Source organism: Hymenobacter segetis (genome assembly GCF_038448715.1).
GTDB classification, from domain to species: Bacteria; Bacteroidota; Bacteroidia; order Cytophagales; family Hymenobacteraceae; genus Hymenobacter; species Hymenobacter segetis.
The window spans coordinates 1-23307 of record NZ_JBCEVZ010000071.1; the positions used below are offsets into that span (position 1 = coordinate 1).

At 61.3% G+C, this 23307-nt stretch carries 24 protein-coding genes; 12 read left to right on the plus strand and 12 right to left on the minus strand.

Annotated elements, in window-relative coordinates; genetic code table 11:
- Together AAFH49_RS19370 and AAFH49_RS19375 are read left to right on the plus strand one after the other, a co-directional pair.
- Positions 1-491 (plus strand): nitrilase-related carbon-nitrogen hydrolase (locus AAFH49_RS19370; protein ID WP_342300782.1); only part of this gene is annotated, 491 nt, incomplete at its 5' end.
- Positions 492-626: 135 nt separating this feature from the next.
- Entirely contained in the window at positions 627-1835 is a 1209-nt protein-coding gene (locus AAFH49_RS19375; protein ID WP_342300784.1) for an N-acetyl sugar amidotransferase, read from the plus strand.
- A gap of 79 nt (positions 1836-1914) precedes the next feature.
- On the opposite strand, the gene AAFH49_RS19380 is transcribed toward AAFH49_RS19375, so the two are convergent.
- On the minus strand, positions 1915-2265 hold the full coding sequence (locus AAFH49_RS19380) for a 4Fe-4S dicluster domain-containing protein (protein ID WP_342300786.1): 351 nt from the start codon (positions 2263-2265) through the stop codon (positions 1915-1917).
- A 196-nt stretch (positions 2266-2461) separates the two neighbouring features.
- Here AAFH49_RS19380 and AAFH49_RS19385 point away from each other — a divergent pair, with 196 nt between their 5' ends.
- A complete protein-coding gene (locus tag AAFH49_RS19385) occupies positions 2462-3475 on the plus strand; it encodes an acyl-CoA reductase (protein ID WP_342300788.1) in 1014 nt (337 codons plus the stop codon).
- A 108-nt stretch (positions 3476-3583) separates the two neighbouring features.
- Entirely contained in the window at positions 3584-3889 is a 306-nt protein-coding gene (locus AAFH49_RS19390) for a hypothetical protein (RefSeq protein WP_342300790.1), read from the plus strand.
- A gap of 165 nt (positions 3890-4054) precedes the next feature.
- Here the strand turns inward: AAFH49_RS19390 and AAFH49_RS19395 are convergent, their stop codons facing one another.
- From AAFH49_RS19395 to xerD, 8 genes are all read right to left on the minus strand, one after another.
- Positions 4055-4936 carry a nucleoside phosphorylase gene (locus AAFH49_RS19395; protein ID WP_342300792.1) on the minus strand — a complete coding sequence of 294 codons (882 nt, stop codon included), beginning with the start codon at positions 4934-4936 and terminating at the stop codon, positions 4055-4057.
- A gap of 105 nt (positions 4937-5041) precedes the next feature.
- Positions 5042-5983 (minus strand): oxygen-dependent tRNA uridine(34) hydroxylase TrhO, encoded by a 942-nt coding sequence (gene trhO / locus AAFH49_RS19400; protein ID WP_342300793.1) that lies wholly within the window; start codon positions 5981-5983, stop codon positions 5042-5044.
- A 100-nt stretch (positions 5984-6083) separates the two neighbouring features.
- Positions 6084-6716: a NeuD/PglB/VioB family sugar acetyltransferase gene (locus AAFH49_RS19405; RefSeq protein ID WP_342300795.1), complete on the minus strand. Its 633-nt coding sequence runs from the start codon at positions 6714-6716 to the stop codon at positions 6084-6086.
- A gap of 129 nt (positions 6717-6845) precedes the next feature.
- Positions 6846-8159: a hypothetical protein gene (locus tag AAFH49_RS19410; RefSeq protein WP_342300797.1), complete on the minus strand. Its 1314-nt coding sequence runs from the start codon at positions 8157-8159 to the stop codon at positions 6846-6848.
- Positions 8156-9457 (minus strand): DUF2851 family protein, encoded by a 1302-nt coding sequence (locus AAFH49_RS19415; protein ID WP_342300799.1) that lies wholly within the window; start codon positions 9455-9457, stop codon positions 8156-8158. The genes AAFH49_RS19410 and AAFH49_RS19415 overlap by 4 nt, the downstream gene beginning before the upstream one ends.
- 68 nt (positions 9458-9525) lie before the next feature.
- Positions 9526-10170, minus strand: coding sequence for an outer membrane lipoprotein periplasmic chaperone LolA1 (gene lolA1, locus AAFH49_RS19420; protein ID WP_342300800.1), 645 nt, complete (start codon positions 10168-10170; stop codon positions 9526-9528).
- A 169-nt stretch (positions 10171-10339) separates the two neighbouring features.
- The gene (locus tag AAFH49_RS19425; protein WP_342300802.1) at positions 10340-13360 is read right to left on the minus strand and encodes an FtsK/SpoIIIE family DNA translocase; all 3021 of its coding nucleotides are present in this window, start codon (positions 13358-13360) and stop codon (positions 10340-10342) included.
- Between the two features lie 280 nt (positions 13361-13640).
- A complete protein-coding gene (xerD, locus tag AAFH49_RS19430) occupies positions 13641-14540 on the minus strand; it encodes a site-specific tyrosine recombinase XerD (protein WP_342300804.1) in 900 nt (299 codons plus the stop codon).
- Positions 14541-14585: 45 nt separating this feature from the next.
- Here xerD and AAFH49_RS19435 point away from each other — a divergent pair, with 45 nt between their 5' ends.
- From AAFH49_RS19435 to AAFH49_RS19460, 6 genes are all read left to right on the plus strand, one after another.
- Complete coding sequence (locus tag AAFH49_RS19435; protein ID WP_342300805.1) at positions 14586-14963, plus strand: four helix bundle protein; 378 nt, start codon at positions 14586-14588, stop codon at positions 14961-14963.
- A gap of 26 nt (positions 14964-14989) precedes the next feature.
- Positions 14990-15436, plus strand: a complete 447-nt coding sequence (gene aroQ, locus AAFH49_RS19440) for a type II 3-dehydroquinate dehydratase (RefSeq protein ID WP_342300806.1) — start codon at positions 14990-14992, stop codon at positions 15434-15436.
- Between the two features lie 417 nt (positions 15437-15853).
- Positions 15854-16921: an aminotransferase class V-fold PLP-dependent enzyme gene (locus AAFH49_RS19445; protein WP_342300807.1), complete on the plus strand. Its 1068-nt coding sequence runs from the start codon at positions 15854-15856 to the stop codon at positions 16919-16921.
- A 108-nt stretch (positions 16922-17029) separates the two neighbouring features.
- Positions 17030-17590 carry a MarC family protein gene (locus tag AAFH49_RS19450; RefSeq protein WP_241934125.1) on the plus strand — a complete coding sequence of 187 codons (561 nt, stop codon included), beginning with the start codon at positions 17030-17032 and terminating at the stop codon, positions 17588-17590.
- 1 nt (position 17591) lies between these two features.
- A complete protein-coding gene (rnhA, locus tag AAFH49_RS19455) occupies positions 17592-18065 on the plus strand; it encodes a ribonuclease HI (RefSeq protein ID WP_342300809.1) in 474 nt (157 codons plus the stop codon).
- Between the two features lie 7 nt (positions 18066-18072).
- Positions 18073-18798, plus strand: a complete 726-nt coding sequence (locus AAFH49_RS19460) for a tRNA1(Val) (adenine(37)-N6)-methyltransferase (RefSeq protein ID WP_342300810.1) — start codon at positions 18073-18075, stop codon at positions 18796-18798.
- Between the two features lie 2 nt (positions 18799-18800).
- Here the strand turns inward: AAFH49_RS19460 and AAFH49_RS19465 are convergent, their stop codons facing one another.
- From AAFH49_RS19465 to AAFH49_RS19475, 3 genes are all read right to left on the minus strand, one after another.
- The gene (locus tag AAFH49_RS19465; RefSeq protein ID WP_342300811.1) at positions 18801-19493 is read right to left on the minus strand and encodes an ATP-binding cassette domain-containing protein; all 693 of its coding nucleotides are present in this window, start codon (positions 19491-19493) and stop codon (positions 18801-18803) included.
- Positions 19494-19561: 68 nt separating this feature from the next.
- Positions 19562-20500, minus strand: coding sequence for a hypothetical protein (locus AAFH49_RS19470; RefSeq protein ID WP_342300812.1), 939 nt, complete (start codon positions 20498-20500; stop codon positions 19562-19564).
- A 70-nt stretch (positions 20501-20570) separates the two neighbouring features.
- Entirely contained in the window at positions 20571-21917 is a 1347-nt protein-coding gene (locus AAFH49_RS19475) for a saccharopine dehydrogenase family protein (protein ID WP_342300814.1), read from the minus strand.
- A 172-nt stretch (positions 21918-22089) separates the two neighbouring features.
- On the opposite strand from AAFH49_RS19475, the gene cdd reads away from it, so the two are divergent.
- Together cdd and AAFH49_RS19485 are read left to right on the plus strand one after the other, a co-directional pair.
- Positions 22090-22590, plus strand: coding sequence for a cytidine deaminase (gene cdd / locus AAFH49_RS19480; protein WP_342300817.1), 501 nt, complete (start codon positions 22090-22092; stop codon positions 22588-22590).
- 23 nt (positions 22591-22613) lie between these two features.
- Positions 22614-23264: an alpha/beta hydrolase gene (locus AAFH49_RS19485; protein WP_342300818.1), complete on the plus strand. Its 651-nt coding sequence runs from the start codon at positions 22614-22616 to the stop codon at positions 23262-23264.
- The last annotated feature ends 43 nt before the right edge of the window (positions 23265-23307 follow it).

Here is a 23307-nt window from a genome sequence, read left to right on the forward strand (position 1 = left end):
TTGAGCAGCCGTACTACGCCGTGGGCCAGACGCTGAACGTGGTGGACACGCCACTGGGCAAAATCGGGGTGAATATCTGCGCCGACAACTACCTCGACGGGCTGCCCATTGGCCACACCCTGGCCCGGATGGGCGCCGAATTCATCATCGCGCCGGCCTCATGGACCGTGGATTACTCCATCACCGAGGAGCACGACCCCTATCAGGAGAAATGGGTGAAGCCGTTTTCCATCCTTGCCCAGCTTTACAACGTAGTGGTGGTCAGTGTAACGTCCGTTGGTTACATCGTGGGCGGGCCGTATGAGGGCAAGAAAAGCGTGGGCTGCTCCCTGGCCGTTGATGCCCACGGCGTGCGTGCGCAGGGGGCGTTCAATGAGTTTGCCGGCCAGCTGGTGGTGGCCGACTTGGCCCGTCCCCACCGCCCGGAGCGCGGCACCGATATCGGCCTCATGCTCCAGCGCAAAGGCTACCGCTTCGACCAGTTGCCTTAAACACCTGCTTCAGAATTATTATTTCCTACCGAAATCCTTGCTTTCCGTTTAACTACCACCCACCCGAAGTGCCTCACAATTCGTCTTTGCTGTACACCCATATTTCTCTATACAGCCCCCTTATTTCCACCTCCATTGCTAACACAATTACGCTCCCAGGACCTCCTTGCCACAACGGATTCAGCGGCTGACTATCAGCGATGCGCCCGGTGTGTGATGGATACCACTGCGCCGGGCATCACTTTTGATTCGGAAGGCACCTGCTCTTTTTGCGAAGTGCATGACCGCATGGAAACGGCTTTCCCACTTGGCGAAGCCGGCCGCGAAACCGTGCGACGCCAAGCCGAAGAGATGCGCCAAGCCGGCCGCAAGCGCCGCTATGATTGCGTGGTGGGCGTGAGCGGCGGCCGCGACAGCACCTACACGCTATGGTACTGCGTCACCCAGCTCAAGCTGCGCCCGCTGGCGGTGCATTTCAACGACGGCTTCGGCAATCCTGTGGCCGGCGAAAACATGGTGCGCACCTGCCAGCGCCTGGGCGTGGAGCTGCGCACCATTACCTCGGACTGGCGGGAGTCGAAAGACCTGAAAATTGCCTTTTTGAAAGCCTCCGTGCCCGATATGGAGGAAGGCACCGACCTGGGCATTGCCACCGCCTTGTATGGCGTGGCGGCCAAGGAAGGTATTCGGCACCTGATTATCGGCCAGTCGTTTCGCACCGAGGGCATTGCTCCGCTGAGTTGGAATTTTCTGGATGGCCGCTACCTGCGGGCTGTGCACAAGCAGTTCGGCACGGTGCCGCTACGGCGCTGGCAGCCTGCAGACCCGGGCTTCAATCTGGGCATCAAGGAGATGTTTTACTACGCTTTTGTGCGGCGTATTAAAACTGTGACGCTACTCTATCACCTTGATTATGTGCGCACCGAGGTCGATGAGCTGCTGGTGCGCGAGTTGGCTTGGAAAAGCCCCGGCGCGCATTATTCCGATGACCTTTACCAGAGTCTGATTTACTACCTCAACCGCGTCAAGTTTAACATCGACCGGCGGCTGTTCAATTATTCGGCGCTAATACGCTCGGGCCAGATGAGCCGGGAATATGCCCTGGAACGCATTTCCCACATCAATTCCATTGAGGACGAAGCCGTTATCCAGCTCTGCATCAAGCGCCTGGGGCTGACGAGGGCCGAGTTCGATGCCATTGTGGCCGCCCCGCCCAAAACCTTCCACGACTACCCCAACAACTATGCGCTGCTCCAGCTGCTGCGCGGCCCCATCAAACTCATGAGCCGGCTCAACCTGATTCCCGAATCGGCTTACGATAAATACTTTAACTGCGGCACCTGAGCCATGAATTCAAAAAGAAAGGCCGGTTCCTGTATAGGAACCGGCCTTTCTTTTTGAGCAAAAATTGCTGGCGAACAGGTTAGGCAGCAATGTGCAGCCAATCTTTCTTTTCGAGGAGACGTTCGCGGGTTTCGCGGTAGTCGGGGTCGTCCACGCAGCAATCTACGGGGCACACGGCGGCGCACTGCGGCTCTTCGTGGAAGCCTACACACTCGGTGCATTTATCCGATACGATGTAGTAATACTCGTCCGAAACCGGCGTTTGCGGGGCGGTACCCGACACTACGGTGCCATCGGCGGCGGTTACTTCTTTCAGCGTGGTGCCATCGGCCCAGCGCCACTGCGCGCCGCCTTCGTAAATAGCATTGTTGGGGCATTCCGGCTCGCAGGCACCACAGTTGATGCACTCGTCGGTTATCATGATGGCCATGGGGCGTCGGGGTTCGGGAGGTGAAGTGAGGAAACCAAAGCAGAACGAGGGAGCTTTACGTAAAACGCCCGCCCCGCGCCGTTCTTTGGGCCTGCAAAATTAACCAACAACGGCTGGGTTTGCACAGTTTGAGCCAATTTTGCCGGGTAATCTTCCGTGCGGGTCCTTTTGGCAGTCCGCGCCCTCCCCTTTTCTCATGAATCATTCCGAACGCCTAGCGGCATTTGTGGCCCTCGGCCAGCGCCTCACCACACTTTCTACCGATGAGCTGACCACCCTAGCGGCCCGCGCCCGCAACCAAAATGCCTGGTTCGACCTTCCCAACGTAACGGCCGCCGTGGCCGGCATCGCGCACCTGCTGGCCGAAGAGCCGCTGCGCCACTGGGCCGCCCGCTACCCCACCGAACCTACCACCGTGCACCAAGTAGGCGTGGTGATGGCCGGTAACATTCCCATGGTCGGCTTCCACGACCTGCTGTGCGTGCTGCTCAGCGGCCACGTCCTGCTGGCCAAACTCAGCGCTGACGATACCATGCTGATGACCTTGCTGATAGAGGAGCTGGTGAGGATTGAGCCGCGCTTCACAGATTTTATCAAAGTGCTGCCGCGCCTGAACGCGGCCGATGCTTTCATCGCCACCGGCTCGGATAATACGGCGCGATACTTTGAGTTTTATTTTGGCCAGCGGCCCCACCTCATCCGTCGCAACCGGACCAGCGTGGCCGTGCTCACGGGCCAGGAAACCGGCGCGGAACTGGCCCTGCTGGGGCCGGATATTTTTCAATACTACGGCCTCGGCTGTCGCAATGTGAGCAAGTTGTTCGTGCCCGAGGGCTATGATTTCGTGCCTTTGCTCGATGCGCTGCAAGGTTTCGAGCATGTGCTTAACCACCACAAATACAACAATAACTACGACTACAACAAGAGTATTCTGCTGGTGAATGCGGTGCCGCACTACGACACCGGCTTCTTGCTGCTCACGCGCAACGCGGCGCTGGTGTCGCCCATTTCGGTGGTGCACTACACCGAATATGCCAGCGAAGTTGACCTCGTAGACCAGCTCACCGACGTGGCGGCCCAGACGCAGTGCGTGGTGTCGGCCAGTGGGCGGTTTGCGGGCAGCGTGCCGTTTGGCAAAGCCCAGGCACCGGGCGTGGACGAGTACGCCGACCGCGTGGACACGATGGAATTTCTGGCGCAGCTGCCCTAGAAATTTTCATCGAAAAATCAGACTTCGGCGGGTAGTTTATCGTTTGGATAGACCAATGGGGGCACTTTGCCCCCATCTCCTCCACCCACCCGCTTACCTATTACCGCCATGTCTTTTACCTATCCTACTGATACTGTTGAGATTGTTGAGAAGGAAGAAATAGCCACCATGCACTTCGGCCACGACGATGTGCTGCCCAACGAAGCCGACCGCCAGCGCCGCCGCGCCGATGCCGACCGCGCCGTGACCCTGGGCAACGCCTACCACGGCAAGCTCGACATCTATTTCCAGACGGCCGACGGCGCGACCAAGCGCGTGGCCACCACCATCTGGGCCGCCGATGCCGAGCATCTTACATTGAAATCTGGCTCCTCGCTGCCGTTGCGGGCGGTGCTGGGATTCGATTTTTATTAGTCGATTTCGGCCAAAAAGAAAAGCAGAACGGTCATGCTGAGCGCAGCCGAAGTATTTCTGCCACGCAAGTATTCATTTACTATTGCGGTAGAGATGCTTCGGCTGCGCTCAGCATGACCGTTTTTATTTGTTCTGGCTGGTACTGCCTTTGCAGCTCTCCTGCCCTTACTTCGCCACCAAGTGCTGGAGTGTGCGCTCAATCATGGCATCAACCACGGCACCGGCATTCTCGGCGAACTCGCCGGTGGCGCGGTTGGCCACGATGGCGTTCAACGACAACACCTCATGGCCCAGCAGGCGGCCCAAGGAATAGTAGCCGGCCGTTTCCATCTCGAAATTGCTGAGACGGAATTCGCCTTCGCCGCTCTGGTGGCGGAAATTCTGGAGGCGGGAGATATAGTCGGGCTGGCGCAGGGGCAGGCGCAGGCTGCGGCCCTGGGGGCCGTAGAAGCCGGGGCAAGTGAGCGTGTTGCCCATGGTCATGCCCGCGCCCAACTGCTCGCGCAGCAGGTCGGAGCCGCGCACCACGTAGGGCGTGAAGGACAGGCCCAGGCTCTTTTGCAGCTCGGTGGCTACTTCGGTTTCGAGGCCGGTTTCCATGAGGGGGTAGAATTGCATGAGGCTGTCGAGGCCCACGGCGTGCTCGGTGGCCAGCATGGTGCCGATGGGCACATCGGCCTGCAGGCTGCCGCTGGTGCCCAGCCGGATGATGCGCAGGCTCAGGCGCTCCTCGGCGGGACGCACTTCACGGGCCATGAAATCGATGTTGACCAGCGCATCAAGCTCGTTCATCACGATGTCGATGTTGTCGGTGCCCATACCGGTGCTGAGCACGGTGAGGCGCTTGCCGCGGTAGTAGCCCACGTGGGTCACGAATTCGCGGTGCGTAGTTTCGAACTCAACTGAATCGAAATGCCGGCTGACCTGAGCCACCCGCGCCGGGTCGCCCACGGTGAGGATGGTGTCGGAAATGTGGTCGGGCAGCAGATTGAGGTGGTAAATGCTGCCGTCGGGATTGAGGATGAGCTCGGAATTGGGAATTGACATCGTGGTCGGTGTTGAGTAGTCAGAAATCAGACAGCGGAATAATCGGCAAGAAAAGAAAATTGACAGCAAATACCGCCACTGACTATTCAATACAGACTACTAAATTCAGGCTTTGTAGGAAGCGAGGCCCTGGGCCGGGTTATAGTGGTTGCTGAGCTTGGGGTAGGTGCCGGTACCGTCGTACACGCGCATGTCGGGATGCTGGGCGCAGGCTTCGGAGCAGGCTCCTTGCAGGGTTTCGCCGCAGCTTTCGCAGAGTGGCAGGTGGGCGTTACAGTGCGGGTTGGCGCAGTTGATGAGGCGGGCGCTGGGCTGATGGCAGTGGTGGCAGCGCGATATCACGGTGGGGTTCACGCGGTTCACGTCAACGGCCACGCGGTTGTCGAACACGTAGCACTGACCGTCGAAATCCTCGCCTCCGGCCTCAATGCCGTACTTGATGATGCCGCCGTGCAGCTGGTACACGTTCTCGAAACCCTGCTCTAGAAGGTAGGCGCTGGCTTTTTCGCACTTCACGCCGCCGGTGCAGTAGGTCAGGATTTTCTTATCCTTGAACTCCTTGAGGCGCTCGATGCGGTCGGGGAAATCGCGGAAATTCTCGATATCCAGCGTCACCGCGTTTTTGAAACGGCCGAGGTTATACTCGTAGTCAGAGCGCACGTCGACCACCACCACATCGTCGCGGTCCTTCAGGGCTTTGAATTCTTCGGGCGAAAGATGCTGGCCGGTTTTCTCGTGGGGCCGCACATGGTGCAGGCTACTGTGCACGATTTCGGATTTCACCCGCACGTGCAGCTTCTGGAAGGTGTGAGCTTCCACGTCGTCCACCTTGAACTCCAGCGCGGCGAAGCGCGGGTCGGCTTTCACGGCGGCCATGTAGGCGGCGCAGCTTTCGCGCGTGCCCGATACCGTGCCGTTCAGCCCCTCGGCCGCTACGATGATGCGCCCGCGCAAATCCAGCGCCAGGCACAAGCGGTGGTGCTCATCGCGGAACTGCTCAGGGTTTTCGAGCGGCGTATAGCAATAGTAAAGAAGAACCTGATACATATTTAATTATGAATTTTAAATTATGAGTTATGAATTAGAGATTATGAGTAACGCGCTAACCAGGCATTCATAATTTCTAATTCATAACTCATAATTCTCTTCAGACTTTCACTGCCGGGTTGCCGAATACCGTCTGGCCGTTGGCCACGTCGGCCACTACCACCGAGCCGGCCCCGACGCGGGCCTTGTCGCCGATTTTCACGCCGGCCACTACCACGGCACCGGCACCGATGAAGGCTTGTTCGCCTACTTTGGTATCGGCTCCGAGCAGGGCACCGCTGCCCAGTTGGGCGTAGTCACCCACGGTGGCGCGGGCTTCTACCACAGCGTTGGCGCCCACCAGGCAGCCATCGCCGAGGGTGGCGGTGGCGGCTACCACGGCGTTGGGGCCGATGTAGTTGCCGTGGCCCAGAGTGGCGTGGTTCGACACGCTGGCGCGCTCGTGGATGGCGTTTACGGGCACAGCTTCGTACTCGGTGCGTAGCATCTGGGTGAGGCTGCGGCGGCTGGCGGTGTCTTCGGTGGCCACGAAAACTTCGCACTTCTTGCCGAGGAGTTTCAGCAACTCGCCGTCGTCGGTATTGCCCATCACGGGCACATCGAGCAGCTCGGTGCCTTGCAGCTTTTTATCGTCGTCGAGCATACAGTACACGACCACGTCGTTGGAAAGAAACGCGTCGAGGGCGGCGGTGCCCACGGTTTGGGCACCAAGAATGATAACGGGGTTTTCCATGGAGGGAATTCGGATGAGGGAGGCCGGGCCGGCGGGCCGCAAATTGCGCCGCGGCCAGGCCCGGACGTGCAAAGGTACGGCACGCGCCGCAGGGGTGATTTTGGAACGACGTGAGGATTGGACCAAGGGCTATTTGTCCCGAAATCCAAGCCGCCGTAACGCCGCCGCCGCATAGCCGTTTTGCAGCAGCAGCAGCACCAGGTAGGGCATCAGGTCGCTGCGGTAGCGGTGCAGCGAGCCCAGGTTGGGCGTCGTCAGCCCCATCAAAGCCGCCAGTACGATGCAAAAAATCACCAGCCCCAGCCCCAGCACAAACGGCAGGTGGCCTGCCCGGCCCCGCACCGCACCCACGGCGGCCACCATCACCACGACCAACAGGAGCAGGTTTTCGGCCCCGGCGGCGGCTAGCCGCAGGTCGCGGGACTCGCCCAGGTAGGGTCGCGTGAGGGTATTGGCCACGGCCAGCGGGGCGTAGCTCAGCACGCTTTCCAGCGTGGGGCGCAGGTCGGGGTATTCGAAATGGGGCCGTCCCACCAGTTTGGGCAGGTCGGAGGTGTACACGCGCACCACCTGGTTGGTAAATTTATTCACGCTGAAGGCCACGCTCATCTGTTGGGCCATCCACAGGCCGGAGCCCAGCACCGCCAGCAGCGCCACGGCCTGCGCCCAGCGGGTCCGCGCCAGCCCGCGCACCTGCAGGCCACGCACCAGCGCTATGCCCACCAGCACGGCCAGCAGCGGCGCGGCAAAAAAGTAGCGCATTTTGAAGTGGACGTAGGCCAATAGTACGACAGCCAGCCACCAGCCGGCCCGGCTCCACCAGGGGGCGGGTGGCCGATGCCCGGGCTCATCATACAGCCGTTCCAGCACCAACGCCGTCAGCCATGCTCCGGTGCCGACTAACAGTGATTCCTTGCTCAGCCCCGTGGCCCAGAACCACACCGATGGCCACAGCAAAAACGCCACCGCCCCTGCCCCAGGCGGCGTGGCCGGGAATACCCGGGCCAGCACCCGCACCAATTGCCAACTGCTCACAAACGTGAACAGGCTCAGGTAGAATCCGTTCAGCCAGCCCATGCCGCCCGAAAATAGGTTCAGAAACGCCAGCACTTTGATGAAGAACCAAGTATTGGAAAATCCCTGAAAAACAGCTGTGTAATTGATGATATGAATGAGCGTCACGGCTTGCGTAAGCGTCTGCCAGGCCTGGGCCGGATGCGCCCAGAGCTGCGCCGTGATGGGCTGGCTCAGGTCATTCATGAACTTGGCATCAAGCTGCAAATCCCAGTTGCGCATCAGGCCCATGGCTATGCGCCCCCCCAGGCCCATCACCAACGCAGCCCGCCACCAAGCGGCCGGGGCCTCGCGCCACTGCCGCCACAGCCACGGCAGCAGCCCGGCCAGCAGGCCCGCATTGAGCAAAATGGCCAGTGCTATTTTCACCGGACCACGCGGGGTTGTTGCACCAGCCGGCTGCCGATGGCGCAGTGCAGGCAGCGGCGCGGGGCACAATAAGATTTATGCAATGCCAGCAGGCCCTGCGAGTCGGCCGCTGTGCGGTGGGCAAAGCCCAGGTCTGCGTACACGTCGGTGTATTGGTTGTGCTCAGCCGGCAGCTCGCTCAGCAGGGCCACGCTGCTTTCTACTACCTCGGGTTTGCCTACGTAGCGGGCATAGGCCACGCGCAGCGGCACCACCACGTTGGTGATGAGCAGGTCGATGCTGCTTTTGCCGAGGCCCGGCACCTTGCCCGGCCGGCCGGGCCGGAAGTGCGCCCGCCAGTACGCCGGCGCGGGTGCCTGGAAAAATTCCGTCAGCGCGGCCACGCTTTGAGCCGTGAGCAAGGCATCGAACAAGGCCGGCCGGGCATGGAGCAAGCCCACCAGCTGGCCCAGCCGCACGGGCGGAAAGTTGGCCGGCCGCAGACGCAGGTAGTTCCACTCATGTACGGCCAGGGCGGCATCCGCCAGGCTGTATTTGTGCCGCAGAAACTCATATTCCTGCCTCAAGTCCCGGATGTAGTCATCGGTGACAGTCTCCTCATTATCAACCAGGAATCCGGCTTGCCCGAATAGCAGGGCTTCGAGCTGACGCTGGTCGTGGCGGTGGCGGCGCAACACGGCCAGCGGCAGGGATTTGGCCAGACGGGCCAGTGGCTCGCTATTTTTCTGGAAGCCGAAAGCGGCCATCAGCGCGTGGTAGGCGGTGGCCTCCCAGTCCTGCCCGAGGTGTTGGTGCAGGGCCATCACGTCGTCGGCTTTACGCTCCACGCGCTCCAGCAGGGCGCGCTCGGCCATCATCGTGCGGGTGATTTCGGGCACCAGATTAAGCAGCGGAGCGCAGGGCAAGGGCGCGGCGGCGGGCGCATCCACCAGGGCCTGGTAGCGCGTCAGCAACTCGGGGGCGAGGCGGGTTTGCAGGGCCAGCGCGGGAATCAGGCTGCCATTGGTGCGGGCCACGTCGGCATCGTGCTGGCCCACTACGTGCAGAATTACCTGGTCGTATTTGGGGTCGATTTGGTGGTTATGGCGGGTCCAGTCGGAGGCGCGGAGGTGGATTTCTACCGCGCCATTCCACTCCACGTCGCCCACGCGCAGGCGGGCATTCAGAAAATCGGGGCCGGCGTCGGCGTTGCGGTGGCCGGGCTTCAATACCTGGATTTCCTCGCCGTCGGCCGTGCGCAGGTCGGCCTTATCAAAATACTGGTGCTGCCAGACGTAGTGGTAGAAATCTTCGCGCATGGGGCAAATGTAAAACGGCCCGCCTCTTTCGAAGCGGGCCGTTTCTCAAATCACGTTATTTCCGAAGATTAGCGCAGGTCCACTACCTTCACGCCTTTGTACTTGGCCTTGTCGAAGGCAAACGTACCGGCATCGGTGGGCGGGTTGGGCTTGAAGTTTTTGATGAGGAAGGTGTACTGGTTGCCGTTTTTCTTGAACATCTGCCAGCTTTTCACCGACGCGTCCTTCTTCCGCACCTTCAACCGTACTTTGAACACGTCATTCTGGCGGTTTTCGGGGGCCAGCTCAATCACGTCGAGCGGCTCGCCGCTTTCCGTCACCTGCTGCACGTAGTTGTACTTATAGCCCTTTTTATACATCGTATAAATCTGGGAAGGCGACATTTCCTGCGAATCCGGGTCCGAATCGGAGATGTTCACCTCGTTTTCGTTCTTCAGGTAGGTCCAGGTGGTTTTGCCGTCGTTGATGACTTCCTGGCCGCTGATTTTGAGGCGGAATTTCTGGCCGCTCACCACAATGTCGCCGTTGATGTTCTGCTTCACTTTAGCGCTGGGGTTTTCCAGCGTTTGGGTAAAAGTAGCCTGAAAGGCTTTCAGCGCCTGGTATTTGGCGCTCATCTGGTCGAGAATTTTACCGGCCTTGGGGTCCTGCTGGGCGGCGGCGGGCAAGGCCAGCGAAACCGCGAGCAACAGGAAAGAAATTGATTTTTTCATTAGAAGAAGAGAGTTCAAAAGACGCTAGTGCTGGGCTTGAAAAGCCTCATACGGATTTCGTTTAACAAACGTCCGGCCAAAATGCCAATGAAGCGCCGATGAAGAAAAAAAAGCTACCTCGGCACGAGTACCGCGAAATAAAATTTCGCGGTACTCGTGCCATTCGGCGCTATTTCATGGAATTGAGTAATTGCTCCAATTGATACTCATCCGGAATAAGTACATCGCGGGCCTTGCTGCCCTCGAACGGTCCCACGATGCCGGCATGCTGCAATTGGTCAATCAAACGGCCAGCACGGTTGTAGCCCAGCTTGAGCTTGCGCTGCAAAAGCGAGGTGCTGCCCTGCTGGTGCAGCACGATGCAGCGGGCCGCGTCCTCAAACATGGAGTCGCGCTCCGAGGGGTCCATTTCCTCGTTGCCACTGCCGGCATCGCCGTCGGCCCCGGCAACTTCGGGCAGCAGGTAGGCATCGGAGTAGCCCTGCTGCTCGCCGATGAAGTCACAGACGCGGTCCACTTCCGGCGTGTCGATGAAGGCGCACTGCACCCGAATCAGGTCGGACCCGGCCGAGAACAGCATGTCGCCCTGGCCGATGAGCTGGTCGGCCCCGCCGGTGTCCAGGATGGTGCGCGAGTCGATTTTGCTGGTCACCTTGAAGGAGATGCGGCAGGGGAAGTTGGCCTTGATGATGCCGGTAATCACGTTCACCGAAGGGCGCTGGGTGGCCACGATGAGGTGAATGCCGATGGCGCGGGCCAGCTGCGCGAGACGGGCAATAGGCGTTTCCACTTCCTTGCCGGCCGTCATCATGAGGTCGGCCAGCTCGTCGATTACCAGCACGATGAAGGGCAGGAAGCGGTGGCCTTTCTTGGGGTTGAGGCGGCGCTCAATGAACTTGGCGTTATACTCCTTGAGGTTGCGGCAGCCGGCTTCTTTGAGGAGGTCATAGCGCCGGTCCATCTCCATGCAGAGCGAATTCAGCGTGTTCACCACCTTCTTGGTGTCGGTGATGATGGCCTCGTCGGTGTCGGGCAGCTTGGCCAGGTAGTGGCGCTCAATCTTATTGAAAATGCTCAATTCCACCTTTTTGGGGTCGACGAGCACGAATTTCAGCGTGGCGGGGTGGCGCTTGTAGAGCAGCGAGGCCAGAATCACGTTCAAGCCCACCGACTTGCCCTGACCCGTGGCCCCGGCCATCAGCAAGTGGGGCATTTTGGCCAAATCGGCCACGAATACTTCGTTGGTGATGGTACGGCCGAAGGCAATGGGCAGGTCCATTTCGGTCTTGGCGAACTTTTCCGAGCCCAGCACCGAGCGGATGCTCACCATTTCCTTCTTCGTATTCGGCACCTCGATACCAATGGTGCCCTTGCCCGGAATTGGCGCGATGATACGAATGCCGAGCGCGGCCAGACTCAGCGCGATATCATCTTCCAAGGCCTTGATTTTGGAGATACGCACACCGGCCTCAGGCACGATTTCATAGAGCGTAACCGTAGGGCCGATAGTGGCTTTAATACTGGCGATGCTGATGCCGTAGTGCCCCAGCGTCTCCACGATGCGGTCTTTGTTGGCTTCGAGTTCTTCCTTGGTTACCTGGGCCTTGGCGATGCCGTAGTCGTTGAGCAGCTCCAGGGTGGGGAACTGGAAGCGCGCGAGGTCCAGCGTGGGGTCGTAGTTGCCGGCAGGCATGGCGTCGGCATCTTCGTCCTCATCGGCCACGGCGGCGATGTCGGCCCCGGCGTTGGGGTCGAGGTCGTCGCGGCCGGGCACGGTGATTTCGAGCGGGCGGGCGGCAGGCATTGGCAGCACAGGGCGCGAAGCCGGCAAGGGCGCGTCGCCATCGGCCAAATCAGCCAGCGAAAGCGGCGTGGGAATGGTGGACGCGGGCACGCTAGTTACTACGGCCAATTCCTCCTCCGCCGTTGGCATTTCGATGGAGAACGACGGGCCAGAAACGGCCAGCGGCAACGCGGCTGCTACCGTCGAAGCGGCGGCTGCAGCCGAAGTAGCCGCGCCCATAGCTGCTCCCGCCGCTGGTGCAACCACTGCGCCGGCCACGGCCAGTGGCAGTCCAGCGCCGGGCCGGGGGGCCGGCTCATATTCTTTTACAAATACCGAAGCCTCATCGGTGTCGTCATCCTCATCAAGTTCCAAAGAAGGGCCGGCGGCCTGCATACCGCCGGCCGCAACTGTGGCGGAAGTAGTAGCCGTAATCTCCGGCGCGGCCGGGCGGGTTTTCAGCGTCATGGCCGGGGCGGCGGGAGCAACCGGAGGGGCCACCGCCGCAGCCTGCTCGGCGGCAATTTCGGCTTCCAGCTCGGCGTCTTCGTCGGCATCGTCCTCGGTGCTGAGGCTGCGGAAGCGGCCCAGGTTGAGGCTGGTGACGTTGAAAAAGAACACCACGAACGATATCAGGGCGAAGGCCAGCAACAGCACCGTGCCCCAGCCGATGAGGCTGTCGAGCCAGGAAGCAGCTTCAAAACCCACGCCACCGCACAGGAAATCGAGGCGGTGAGCAAGCACGGGGTCAGCCCCCGGCGCAGCCAACGACACCACCACGTAGCCGAGCAAAATGCTCAGCCAGGCCATGCTGAACAGGCCCAGCGCCAGGATGTAGCTCACCGAAACCGGCGCGGCGCGGAACACAATCTTATACCCCAGGAAAAACACGATGGGAATGAGTGCGAACGCCGCCACCCCAAACAGTTTGTAGATGAACAGCTCGGCGGCCCAGGCCCCGAGCAGGCCCAGCCAGTTGTGCGATTCGGCCCCGGCTTCCCGCACCGGGATGGTGCTCATGGCCCCCACCACGCTCTGGTCGGCGTGGCCGGTGAAGAGGAAGGAGGTGAAGGCGATGGTGAGATAGAGGCTGCCCAGCAGCAGCCCGAAGCCCACGAAAAGGTGGAAACGACGGTCGCGCAGCAGGCTCAGCAGGTTGCCTACGCCGGGCAGGGGGCCGCGAGGGGCGCGGGGCGGCTTGGCGGGTTTGGCAATGGGGGCTTGTTGGGCGGCGCGGGCGGCTTTGGGCACGTTGGCGGCGGCGGGGCGGGGCTCTGGGCGGGCGGCGGGAGCGGGCTCGGGGGCCGGGCCGTTGGGGCGCGGCTCGTTGCGCCGGTTGGCCTTGGGCTCGTTCGGGCGGTTAGCCGAGGGGCCGGCGGGAGGGTTTTTATAACGATTATCGGCCATTCGACGGGTGCAGAAAGGTCAAATTTACACAATGCGGGCGGTAAACGGACAGATGAATTAAATCGAGGTATCGGAACGACAACTCCCCTCCTTACCAAGGAGGGGATGTTCGAGGCGCAGCCTCGGACGGGGGTGGTTGTGGGCGTTGCGCAGTTTTTGTAAGGCTACATTCCGTAATAACTGATGCAGACGCCACAACCACCCCAGCTGCCGCTTCGCGCCAGCGTCCCCTCCTTGGTAAGGAGGGGAGTTTCGTTCGGCATCCCTCCCCCACCCCATCCTAACTGCGCGGATGAAACTCGGTAATCACCTGCCGCAGAAAGTCTCTATCTAAGTGCGTATAAATCTCGGTGGTCGTGATGCTGGCGTGGCCCAGCATCTCCTGCACGGCGCGCAGGTCGGCCCCTCCTTCTATCAAATGGGTGGCGAAGGAATGGCGCAGCGTGTGCGGGCTGATGGTTTTGCGCAGCCCCGCCTGCTCGGCCAGTTTCTTGAGGGTGGTGAAGACCGTGATGCGGGACAACGGCCGGCCATTCTTGCTCAGGAAAGCGAAATCTTCGCTTCCCGGCTTGATATCCAAATGCCCGCGCACGCCGCTGAGGTAGAAGTTGAGGTGCTTGAGGGCTTCGCGGCCCACGGGCACGAGGCGCTCCTTGTTGCCCTTGCCCACTACTTTCATAAAGCCTTCGTCAGTATAGATGTTGCTCAGGCGCAGGTCGCAGAGCTCGCTCACGCGCAGGCCGGACGAGTAGAGCACTTCGAGCAGGGCGCGGGTGCGCAGGCCTTCGTCGGTGCTCAGGTCGATGGCGGCCAGAAGCTGCTCTACTTCGGGGTAACTGAGGGTATCGGGCAGGTGGCGGCCGGTTTTGGGGGCTTCGAGAGTATCGGTGGGGTCAAGTTTCAGCAGGTCTTCCATGATGAGGAAGCTGAAAAACGCCTTCAGGCCCGAGAGTGTGCGGGCCTGCGAGGTAGCGCTCAGGCCCAGCCCTTGCAGGGTGTTGAGGAATTCGCGCAGCACTTCGGTGCTCACCTGCGTGGGGCCGACGTGCAGCTTTTGAATAATGAGAAACTGCTGGAGCTTGGTGATGTCGCGCACATAGGCCTCCACGGAGTTGGGCGAGAGGGATTTTTCGAGGCGCAGGTAGCCGTCGAATTGCTTAATAGAAATTGGCCAGGTCATATTTAATTATAAATTCGGAATTATGAATTATGAGTTATTTGCGGGATGAAGGAGAATATTATTCAGCAGAAGTCGTATGCGTTTGCTTCGCGCATTATTAAGGCTTACAAGTATCTGGTAGGCGAGCAACGGGAGTTCGTGCTATCAAAACAACTCCTCCGAAGTGGCACTTCCATTGGGGCCAATGTAGAGGAGGCACTGGCGGCCAGCTCTACTGCCGACTTCATCAACAAGCTCAATATCGCTGCAAAGGAAGCGCGGGAAACCTCCTACTGGCTGCGCCTACTGCATGACAACGACTTTTTGCCCACTGAGGCTTTTGATTCTATTCACATCCATAATCTCGAAATCAGCAAGCTGCTGTCCAGCATCCTGCTTTCGACCAAAACCAATGCAAAAACAAACGCCACCCCCAATTCATAATTCATAATTTCTAATTCATAATTAAAGTGGACCTCCTGATAATAAACGGCCCCAACCTCAACCTGCTCGGCCGCCGCGAGCCCGGCATCTACGGCAACCGCTCCTTCGAAGACTTTTTCCCCGAGCTCGAAGAAGCCTTCCCGCAAGTGAAGCTCACGCAGTTTCAATCCAACCACGAGGGCGCGATTCTCGACAAGCTGCACGAAGTCGGCTTCATTCACCACGGCATCGTGCTCAACGCCGGGGGCTATACCCACACCAGCGTGGCCCTGGCCGATGCCGTGGCCGCCATCAGCGCGCCCGTGGTGGAGGTGCACCTGAGCAACCTGCACGCCCGCGAGGACTTCCGCCAGAAAAGCCTCTTTGGGCGGCACTGCGCCGGCAGCATCAGCGGCTTCGGGCTCGAAAGCTACCGTCTCGCCGTGCAGTGGTTCGTGAACCAGACGCCCAAACGGGTGGGCTTTCGGGTCTGATGACTGATAGTTATCGGTTTCCGGGGTAATGAAGATGATTTCCGGCTTTTTGCTATCAGTTTCCAGCATCATGCGGCGGTTTGTTATATCATAGTTGCGGTTTTCCATCAGTGAAAAACCGCAACTATGATATGGAAAATAGTAGCATTATGCTTGAAAAAAGTAGCTTAACACTGGAAACAAACGACAAAGAGGTAGAAGGCAATAGCTAAGCAGTAGAAACAGGAAACAAAATGGCTGAAACTATTAGCTAAGAGGTGTAAACAGTCGGCAAAGAGCTGGAAACCGGGGGTGAAGCAATGGGAAGAATGTTTTGGCGTTGGAACGACCATTGCGCCGTAAAATCATTCTCGTGGCACTTTCCGTAGCCGCTACCTTTGCGGCGGCGGCGCCCCTCTCCTCTAGCCTTTCTTCCTCATGTATACTTTCAATCCCGGGCCTTCGGCCGTATATCCCGCCGTTCGGCAGTACCTCACCGATGCCTTTGACGAGGGCTGGCTCTCGGCCCCGCACCGCTCCGAAAAAGTGACCGCCCTGGTCCGCCAGACCGTGGCCGACCTCAAAGCCAAGCTCAACGTGCCGCAGGACTACACCGTCCTGTTCACCGGCTCGGCCACCGAGTGCTGGGAAATCCTGGCCCAGAGCCTCACCCCCCGCCGCTCGTTCCACCTTTATAATGGCGACTTCGGCGAGAAGTGGTACAAGTACGCCAAGGCCATCCGGCCGGCCAGCACGGGCCTCAGCTTCGGGCTCGATGAGCTGCCCGACATCGCCAGCCTGCCCTTCGCCCCCGATGATACCGACCTCGTCTGCATCACCCAGAACGAAACCAGCACCGCCACCCAGCTCCGTGAAGGCTTCATCCTGAACCTCTACAACCGCCTCGGCGGGGCGCTGCTAGCCGTGGATGCCACCAGCTCGCTGGCCGGTCTGAACCTGAAATACATCAAGGCCGACATCTGGTACGGCTCGGTGCAGAAGTGCTTCGGGCTGCCCGCCGGCCTGGGCGTGATGATTTTATCGCCCCGCGCCGTGGCCCAGGCCAAGCTCGTGAACGACCGCGCCCACTACAACGCGCTGCCCGCCATGCTGAGCCAGATGCTCAACCACCAGACCAACTACACACCCAACGTGCTGGGCATTTACCTCATGAGCCGCGTGCTGGCCGACCGCGAGCCCATCAAAACTGTGCACCAGCACCTCGCCGACCGCGCCGAAAAGCTCTACGCCTTCTTCGAGCAGGCCACCCCGCTCACGCCCCTCATTCACAACTACGAAACCCGCTCCACCACCGTCATCGGCCTGCGCGGCGAGGCCGGGTTGATTGAGGAAATCAAAGCCAAAGCCAAGGAAGCGGGCCTGCAGCTGGGCAGCGGCTACGGCCCGCTCAAAAACACCACCATCCGCATCGCCAACTTCCCCGCCGTGCCCGATGCGGCAATGGAAGCCCTGGTGCAGTTTTTCGCGAAGGAATACCCTGGATAATATGCTGTAGGGGCGGGGCCTGCCCCCGCCCGCCGTTGCACGGAATCGTTGCAACGGCGCGAACGGCGGGCGGGGGCAGGCCCCGCCCCTACCTAAAGCAACCTCCCCATGCTCAATCTCCAGCAAATCTTCTCCGTCACGCTCACGCTCTTCGCGGTGATTGACATCGTGGGCTCCATCCCGATAATCATCCAAATTCGGCAGCGCGAAGGGCAAATTAAGGCCGAGCTGGCCACCTTCGTGGCGGGCTGTTTGATGGTGGCCTTCCTGTTTCTGGGCCAGAGCATTTTGCGGTTGTTTGGGGTCGATAACGAGAGTTTTGCGCTGGCGGGCGCGGTCATCATCTTCCTCATTGGGCTCGAAATGATACTCGGCATCCAGCTTTTTCATTCCGACCTCACGGCCAGCACCGGCTCCATCGTGCCGCTGGCGTTTCCGCTTATCACCGGGGCCGGCACCATGACCACGCTGCTCTCGCTGCGCGCCGCCTACACGCTGCCCAACATCCTGGTCGGCATCCTGCTCAACCTCGTGTTCGTCTACGCCGTGCTCAAAACCAGCCCCTGGATTGAGCGCCAGCTCGGCAAAGCCGGCGAGGACGTGCTGCGCCGCGTGTTCGGCGTGATTCTGCTGGCCATTGCCATCAAGTTATTCAAGGCTAATTTTTAAGATGATTCATCTGTTCACCGACGGCTCGGCCCGCGGCAACCCCGGCCCGGGCGGCTACGGCGCCATTCTGCGCTACGGCCCCCACGAGAAAGAGCTCACCCAGGGCTTCCGCCGCACCACCAACAACCGCATGGAGCTGCTGGCCGTGATTGTCGGCCTCGAAGCCGTGACGCGCCCCGACCTGCCCATCCGTGTCGTGTCCGACTCGAAATATGTGGTCGATGCCGTGGAGAAGAAATGGGTATTCGGCTGGGCTGCGAAGTCTGATTTCGGCAAGAAGGCCAACGAGGACCTGTGGCGGCGTTTCCTGCGCATCTACAAGCAGCGCAAAGTCACTTTCCACTGGATAAAAGGGCACGCCGGCCACGCCGAAAACGAGCGCTGCGACGTGCTGGCCGTACAAAGCGCGCTGGGCAAAGGCCTGCTGGTGGATGAGGGGTACGAGGCCATCGAGGCCACCAAATCCCTGCTGTAGCCGTTTCATGCCCAACGACTATTTCCAGTTCCAGCAGTTCCGCATTGAGCAAGGCGCTTGCGCCATGAAGGTGAGCACCGACGCCTGCCTGCTGGGCGCGGCCGCCGACCTCACCGGCGCTACCCGCCTGCTGGACATTGGCACCGGCACGGGCCTACTGGCCCTCATGGCCGCCCAGCGCCACCCCACCGTCGCAATCGAAGCGGTGGAGATTGACGCGGCAGCCGCTACTCAAGCGGCGGCCAATGCAGCGGCCAGCCCGTGGGCCGGGCGCATTGACGTGCGGGCCATGAGTTTGGCTGATTATGTGGCCACGCGGCCCGAACTATTTAGCCACATTGTTTGCAACCCGCCGTTTTTCCGGCAGTCGCTCCGCTCGCCGGATGCGGCCCGCAGCACCGCCCGCCACGAGGCGGCCGACTCGCTTTCTTTTGAAGCATTAGCGGCTTTTGCGGCGGATTTTCTCTCGCCAGTGGGCTTGCTCACCGTGCTGCTGCCACCGCCCGAGATGCGGGCATTCGAGCAGGTAGCGGCGGTAGCAGGATTGCACGCAACCACGCGGCTGGTGGTACGGCACCGCCCCGGCAGCAAAGCATTGCGGCACATCACCGGGTTTCGACGGGAGGCGGCGGTGTTGCGGGAAACGGCGCTGATTATCCGCACGGCGGAAAATGACGCGGAGTATTCGGCGGATTTTCGGGCGCTACTGGCGGGGTTTTATCTGGCGCTGTAGCGCTACACCAACCCGGCCAGCAGGCCCAGCTTTTCGCGGTGCAGGCTATCGAGCAAGTCGTGCTCCAGCGTGCCGAACTCATTGGCAGCATAGTGCCGCTGCACCCGCCCATCTACCAGCACCGAGATTTCATCGCAGGTTTCGGTGAGGGCCCCCAGGATGTGCGAGGTGAGCAGAATACCCGTACCCCGGTCACGCAGGCGCTTCAGGATGGCCTTCAGCAGCAGGTTGGCTTCGAGGTCGAGGCCGTTGAAGGGCTCATCGAGAATAAGGTAGTCGAATTGCTGCACCAGCAGCGCAAGCAGGGCCAGCTTCTTGCGCATCCCGGCCGAGTATTCGTCGGCGTACTGGTCGAGGGGCAGTTCCAGGATTTGGTTCCAGCCCACAAAATCCGTGATGGTGCGGCCCCGCGCCTGCAGGCAAAACTCCAGATACTCGCGCCCGGTGAGGCGCGGGTAGAAATACGGCTCATAGGGCAGCAGGCCCGTGTGCTCGCGCACGGCCGGCCCCGCCGTATCGTGGATGGTGCCGATGAAGTCGTTTTCCAGCCCGTAAAGGCAGTTGATGAGCGTGGTTTTGCCCGCGCCATTGGCTCCCACCAAGCCATGAATGGTGCCGGGAAGCAGGTTCAGGCTAACATCGTGCAGCACAACGTGCGAGCCGTAGGCCTTGCGCAGATTAACAATTTCCAGCATACCATTCAATCAAAAAAAGGTCGTCACATCAAGTCATCAGTCAGCTCTTAACTCCTGGCTTTTACCTCTTAACTCACCATCCCTATCACCGCCCGCAGTCGCCGCTGGCTTTGCCAAATCAAGCCGCCCACCGCCACCAGCAAGAGCACCGGGTATACCGGATGGGCAAATAGCGTGAGCGCTACGCCCACCACCAGCGCCTGCGTGGTGCGAATATGCGTGGCATTGGGATAGAAGGCATATTTGGTGAGAATCAGCAGCGCCACCAGCCCCAGCCAGAACACACCCACCGCTACCGTGCCGCCCACGCCGGCCGGCCCCGCCGCCAGCAGCCAGAAAAACGGCGCCGCCGTAAGCGCCGCGTAGACCACACCCAGCCCCAACCGCCGCCGTAGAAACTGCACCGGTGTGTGGGCCGCCAGCACCAGCATGGTCACGGGCTCGGGGGTGCCGTAGCAGGCCAGCAGTACCAGCAGCCACGCTACCAGTGCCACGCCCGGCCCCAGCGGCGAGGCGTGCTGCCACAGCGCCCCGGCCAATAGCACCGGCCAGGCCCAGAGGCCCCCGCCGCGCAGCCCGCTCACCCACTCAAACGCCTCGCTCCGAAACAGGCTGCGGGCGCGGTGTTGCGTGCTGCGGCTGTCGCGGGCCGCCGGCAACAGGGCCGCCGTGGCGGGCAGCATCAGCGTCAGCAGGGCCGCACCCCAGTCGTTGAAAATAGCCAGTACTAATGCCAGAGGCAGCGCCAGCAGCAGGTATTCCACGGCCAGCCAGCGCCGAAAGTGCGGCGCGCTAATGAACAGAAAGCGTAAGTCGGCCCGCTGGCGGTGGGCCGACCCCAGTGTTAGGAACGTGAGTATTGGTACTGCCCATTGGCCCTGCGGGTGCGGGGCTGCCAGTATCAAGCCCCGGCCCCCGGCCGCCAGCAGCACCGGAGCCAGCAGCGCCAGTCGCAGCAGCCCGATTTCGCGCAGCAACCGGCCCAGCAGCCGGACACGCAACCGCAAATAAGCCCATAGCGACATCATACCGCGCTCCAACGCCTGGTTGCCAGCGCGTATTGCCCGGCGAAAGCCACTACGCTTCTTCCTCGTGGAAGACAATGCCGTAATACGCCGCCAGCTCGTCCAGAATCGGCTCGTACAAATCCGCCTGCACCGGAATGAGCACGCCGCGCTGGGGCACTTCGCCGCGCAGCAGGCGGCGAACGGCCATGCCCAAGGGCAGGCCCACGGTTTTGGCCATGCCGGTGTGGGTGGCGTCGTCGCCCTCCACGGCCAGCGAGGAGGTGAGGCGGTGCATGGTGCCGGACAGCTCAAACTCGAAGAGGTGCTGCATCACAATCAGGTCATGGTCGTGGGGCTGGAGCTGCCACTTTTCGGCCAGCAGGCGCTCCAGCAGCTGGGCGGGCGTGGCGTGGGCATGGCCCACGGGCCGGTCCGAAAACAGGCCCAGCCAGCTCAGGCGGTCCATTTCTTCACCGGCGGGGTTCAGGCCGAGGTAGGTAGCCGTGCGCTGGGCCAGGTCGAGGTGCGGAATGTGGGAGGCGGGCAGGTAGGCGGCCACCAGCTCGGCCCAGGTCATGGTTTCGGGGTTGTCGAGGTTCACCGCATCATCGGTCAGGCCCAGGCGCACCAGCGCGTGCCAGGCGGCGCAGTAGCCCGGCCGCCGCAGCGTGCCGCGCAGGATGGTCGGGATATCTTCCAACCCATACGGCGCGCGGTAGCTCAGCGAGTCGCGGTTGGCGTAGCCTTCAAAGTCGCCGTATTCGGGCACCGCCAGCGTTTCGGTGCGGGCAAAGAGCTGCTGGTAGGGAATGAAGCGCGGCAGGCCGTTTTCGAGGAACTTGGCCGTGCTCTGGCCCGCTAGCACCACGTTGCGCGGGTTCCAGGTGAACTTGTATTTCCACGGATTGTCGCCCTCCGCCGCCGGGGCCAGCAGGCCGCCGCAGTAGCTTTTGAAACTCGTAATGATGCCCCCACGCTGCCGGATATGGGCAATGGCCCGCATGGCCGACATGTGGTCGAGGCCGGGGTCGAGCCCGCATTCCATGAGCAGCGTCACGCCCGCCGCCTGGGCCTCCTCGTGCAGCGCCCGAATCTCGGGGCTCACGTAGCTGGCCGTGGCCAGGTGGCGGCCGTGGCGCACGCAGGCCCGCGCCACCACGGGGTGCAGGGCGGCCGGCAGCATCGAAATCACGGCATCGGCCTGGCTCACCAGCTCTTCCAGCTGCGCCTCGTTATCGGTGGAAAAGGGCACGGCGCGGGCGTACTCGGTGTGGGCGGCCAGCACCGGCACCAGGTGCGCCGGGTTCACATCGGCCACGGTCAGGAACCAGTTTTCGGTGGGCGCGTGGCGCAGCAGGTACTGAATGAGGGACGAGGCCGAGCGGCCGGCCCCGAGAAGCAAAAGGCGGGAAGTCATGCGGCAAATATGGGGAATAAGGGATAAGGGAGAGGACACTGGTGAATTATTAAGGCGGGAGAACTCCTTCCCACCGAGCCCATTTTCCCCTGCCCCCTATTCCTTTCTTTCTTATTTTCTATCCCTTATCCCCTGTTCCGTATTACCTTCGCCGCCCCCTAATCCCATCCGCATGGCCCGCAATTCCCGCCAGCAGCTTATTGACTTCGAAGAGCTGGACGCCGCTACCGACCTCACCCCCGCCGAGCAAACCACCTGGCAAGCCGCCCGCGATGCCACCACGCACGCCTACGCCCCCTATTCCGGCTTCCACGTCGGGGCCGCCCTGCTCCTCGCCGATGGCACCATTTTCAAGGGCACCAACCAGGAAAACGCCGCCTATCCCTCGGGCCTCTGCGCCGAGCGCACGGCCCTGTTTGGCCTCGCCGCCGCCCAGCCCGGCCACGCGCCCATCGTGGGCATGGCCGTGGCCGCCCGCCCCGGCCACGGCGAGTTTGGCCCGGCCATGCCCTGCGGGGCCTGCCGCCAGGTGATGCTGGAATACGAGACCCGCCAGGGCCAGCCCATCCCGCTGCTGCTGCCCAGCCGCGACGGCACCATCCTGCGCTTCAATACCCTCAGCGCCCTCATGCCCTTCTGCTTTTCGGCCGATGACCTGCCGCCCGCCGGGTAGCCGGTAGCCGTCGCTACTATTTCATGGAGCGCCACCTAACCGTTGCCCGCACCGCCCGCTATCAGCAACTGGGTGAATTATCACCCCAAACGCGGCGCGTGTGGTTCATCTGCCACGGCTATGGGCAATTGGCGGCGTATTTCATCCGTCACTTCGCCTTTCTGGCCGACGCCGACCCCACCACCGTCATCATCGCCCCCGAAGGCCTTTCCCGCTTTTACCTCAGCGGCAACGGCGGCCGCGTAGGCGCCAGCTGGATGACCCGCGACGACCGCCTGCACGAAATCGACGACCACATTGGTTTCCTCAACCAACTGGCCGCCGCCGTGCTGCCGCAGTGTCCGCCCGAGGTGCAAGTCACCGTGCTGGGTTTTTCTCAAGGCACGGCCACCGTGGGCCGTTGGCTGGCGCAGGCGGCTTTCCGGCCCGCTCACCTCATTCTCTGGGCCGGCGGCTTCCCCGAGGATGTTGCTCCCGGTGCCGTGCAACAGCTCCTCCAGGGTTTGCCGGTTTCCGTCGTCATCGGCTCCGATGACGAGTACATTTCCACGGCCCAGGCCCAACAGCAACAGCAGCTACTACAGCAATTCGGGGCCGACGCGCAGTTGCTCACTTTCGCCGGAAAGCACGAGCTAAACCGTTCCATCCTAGAAAAGCTAGCCGTCTCAGGATAATAGAAAAGGCCCGCCGGTTGCGCGTTTGCGCAACCGGCGGGCC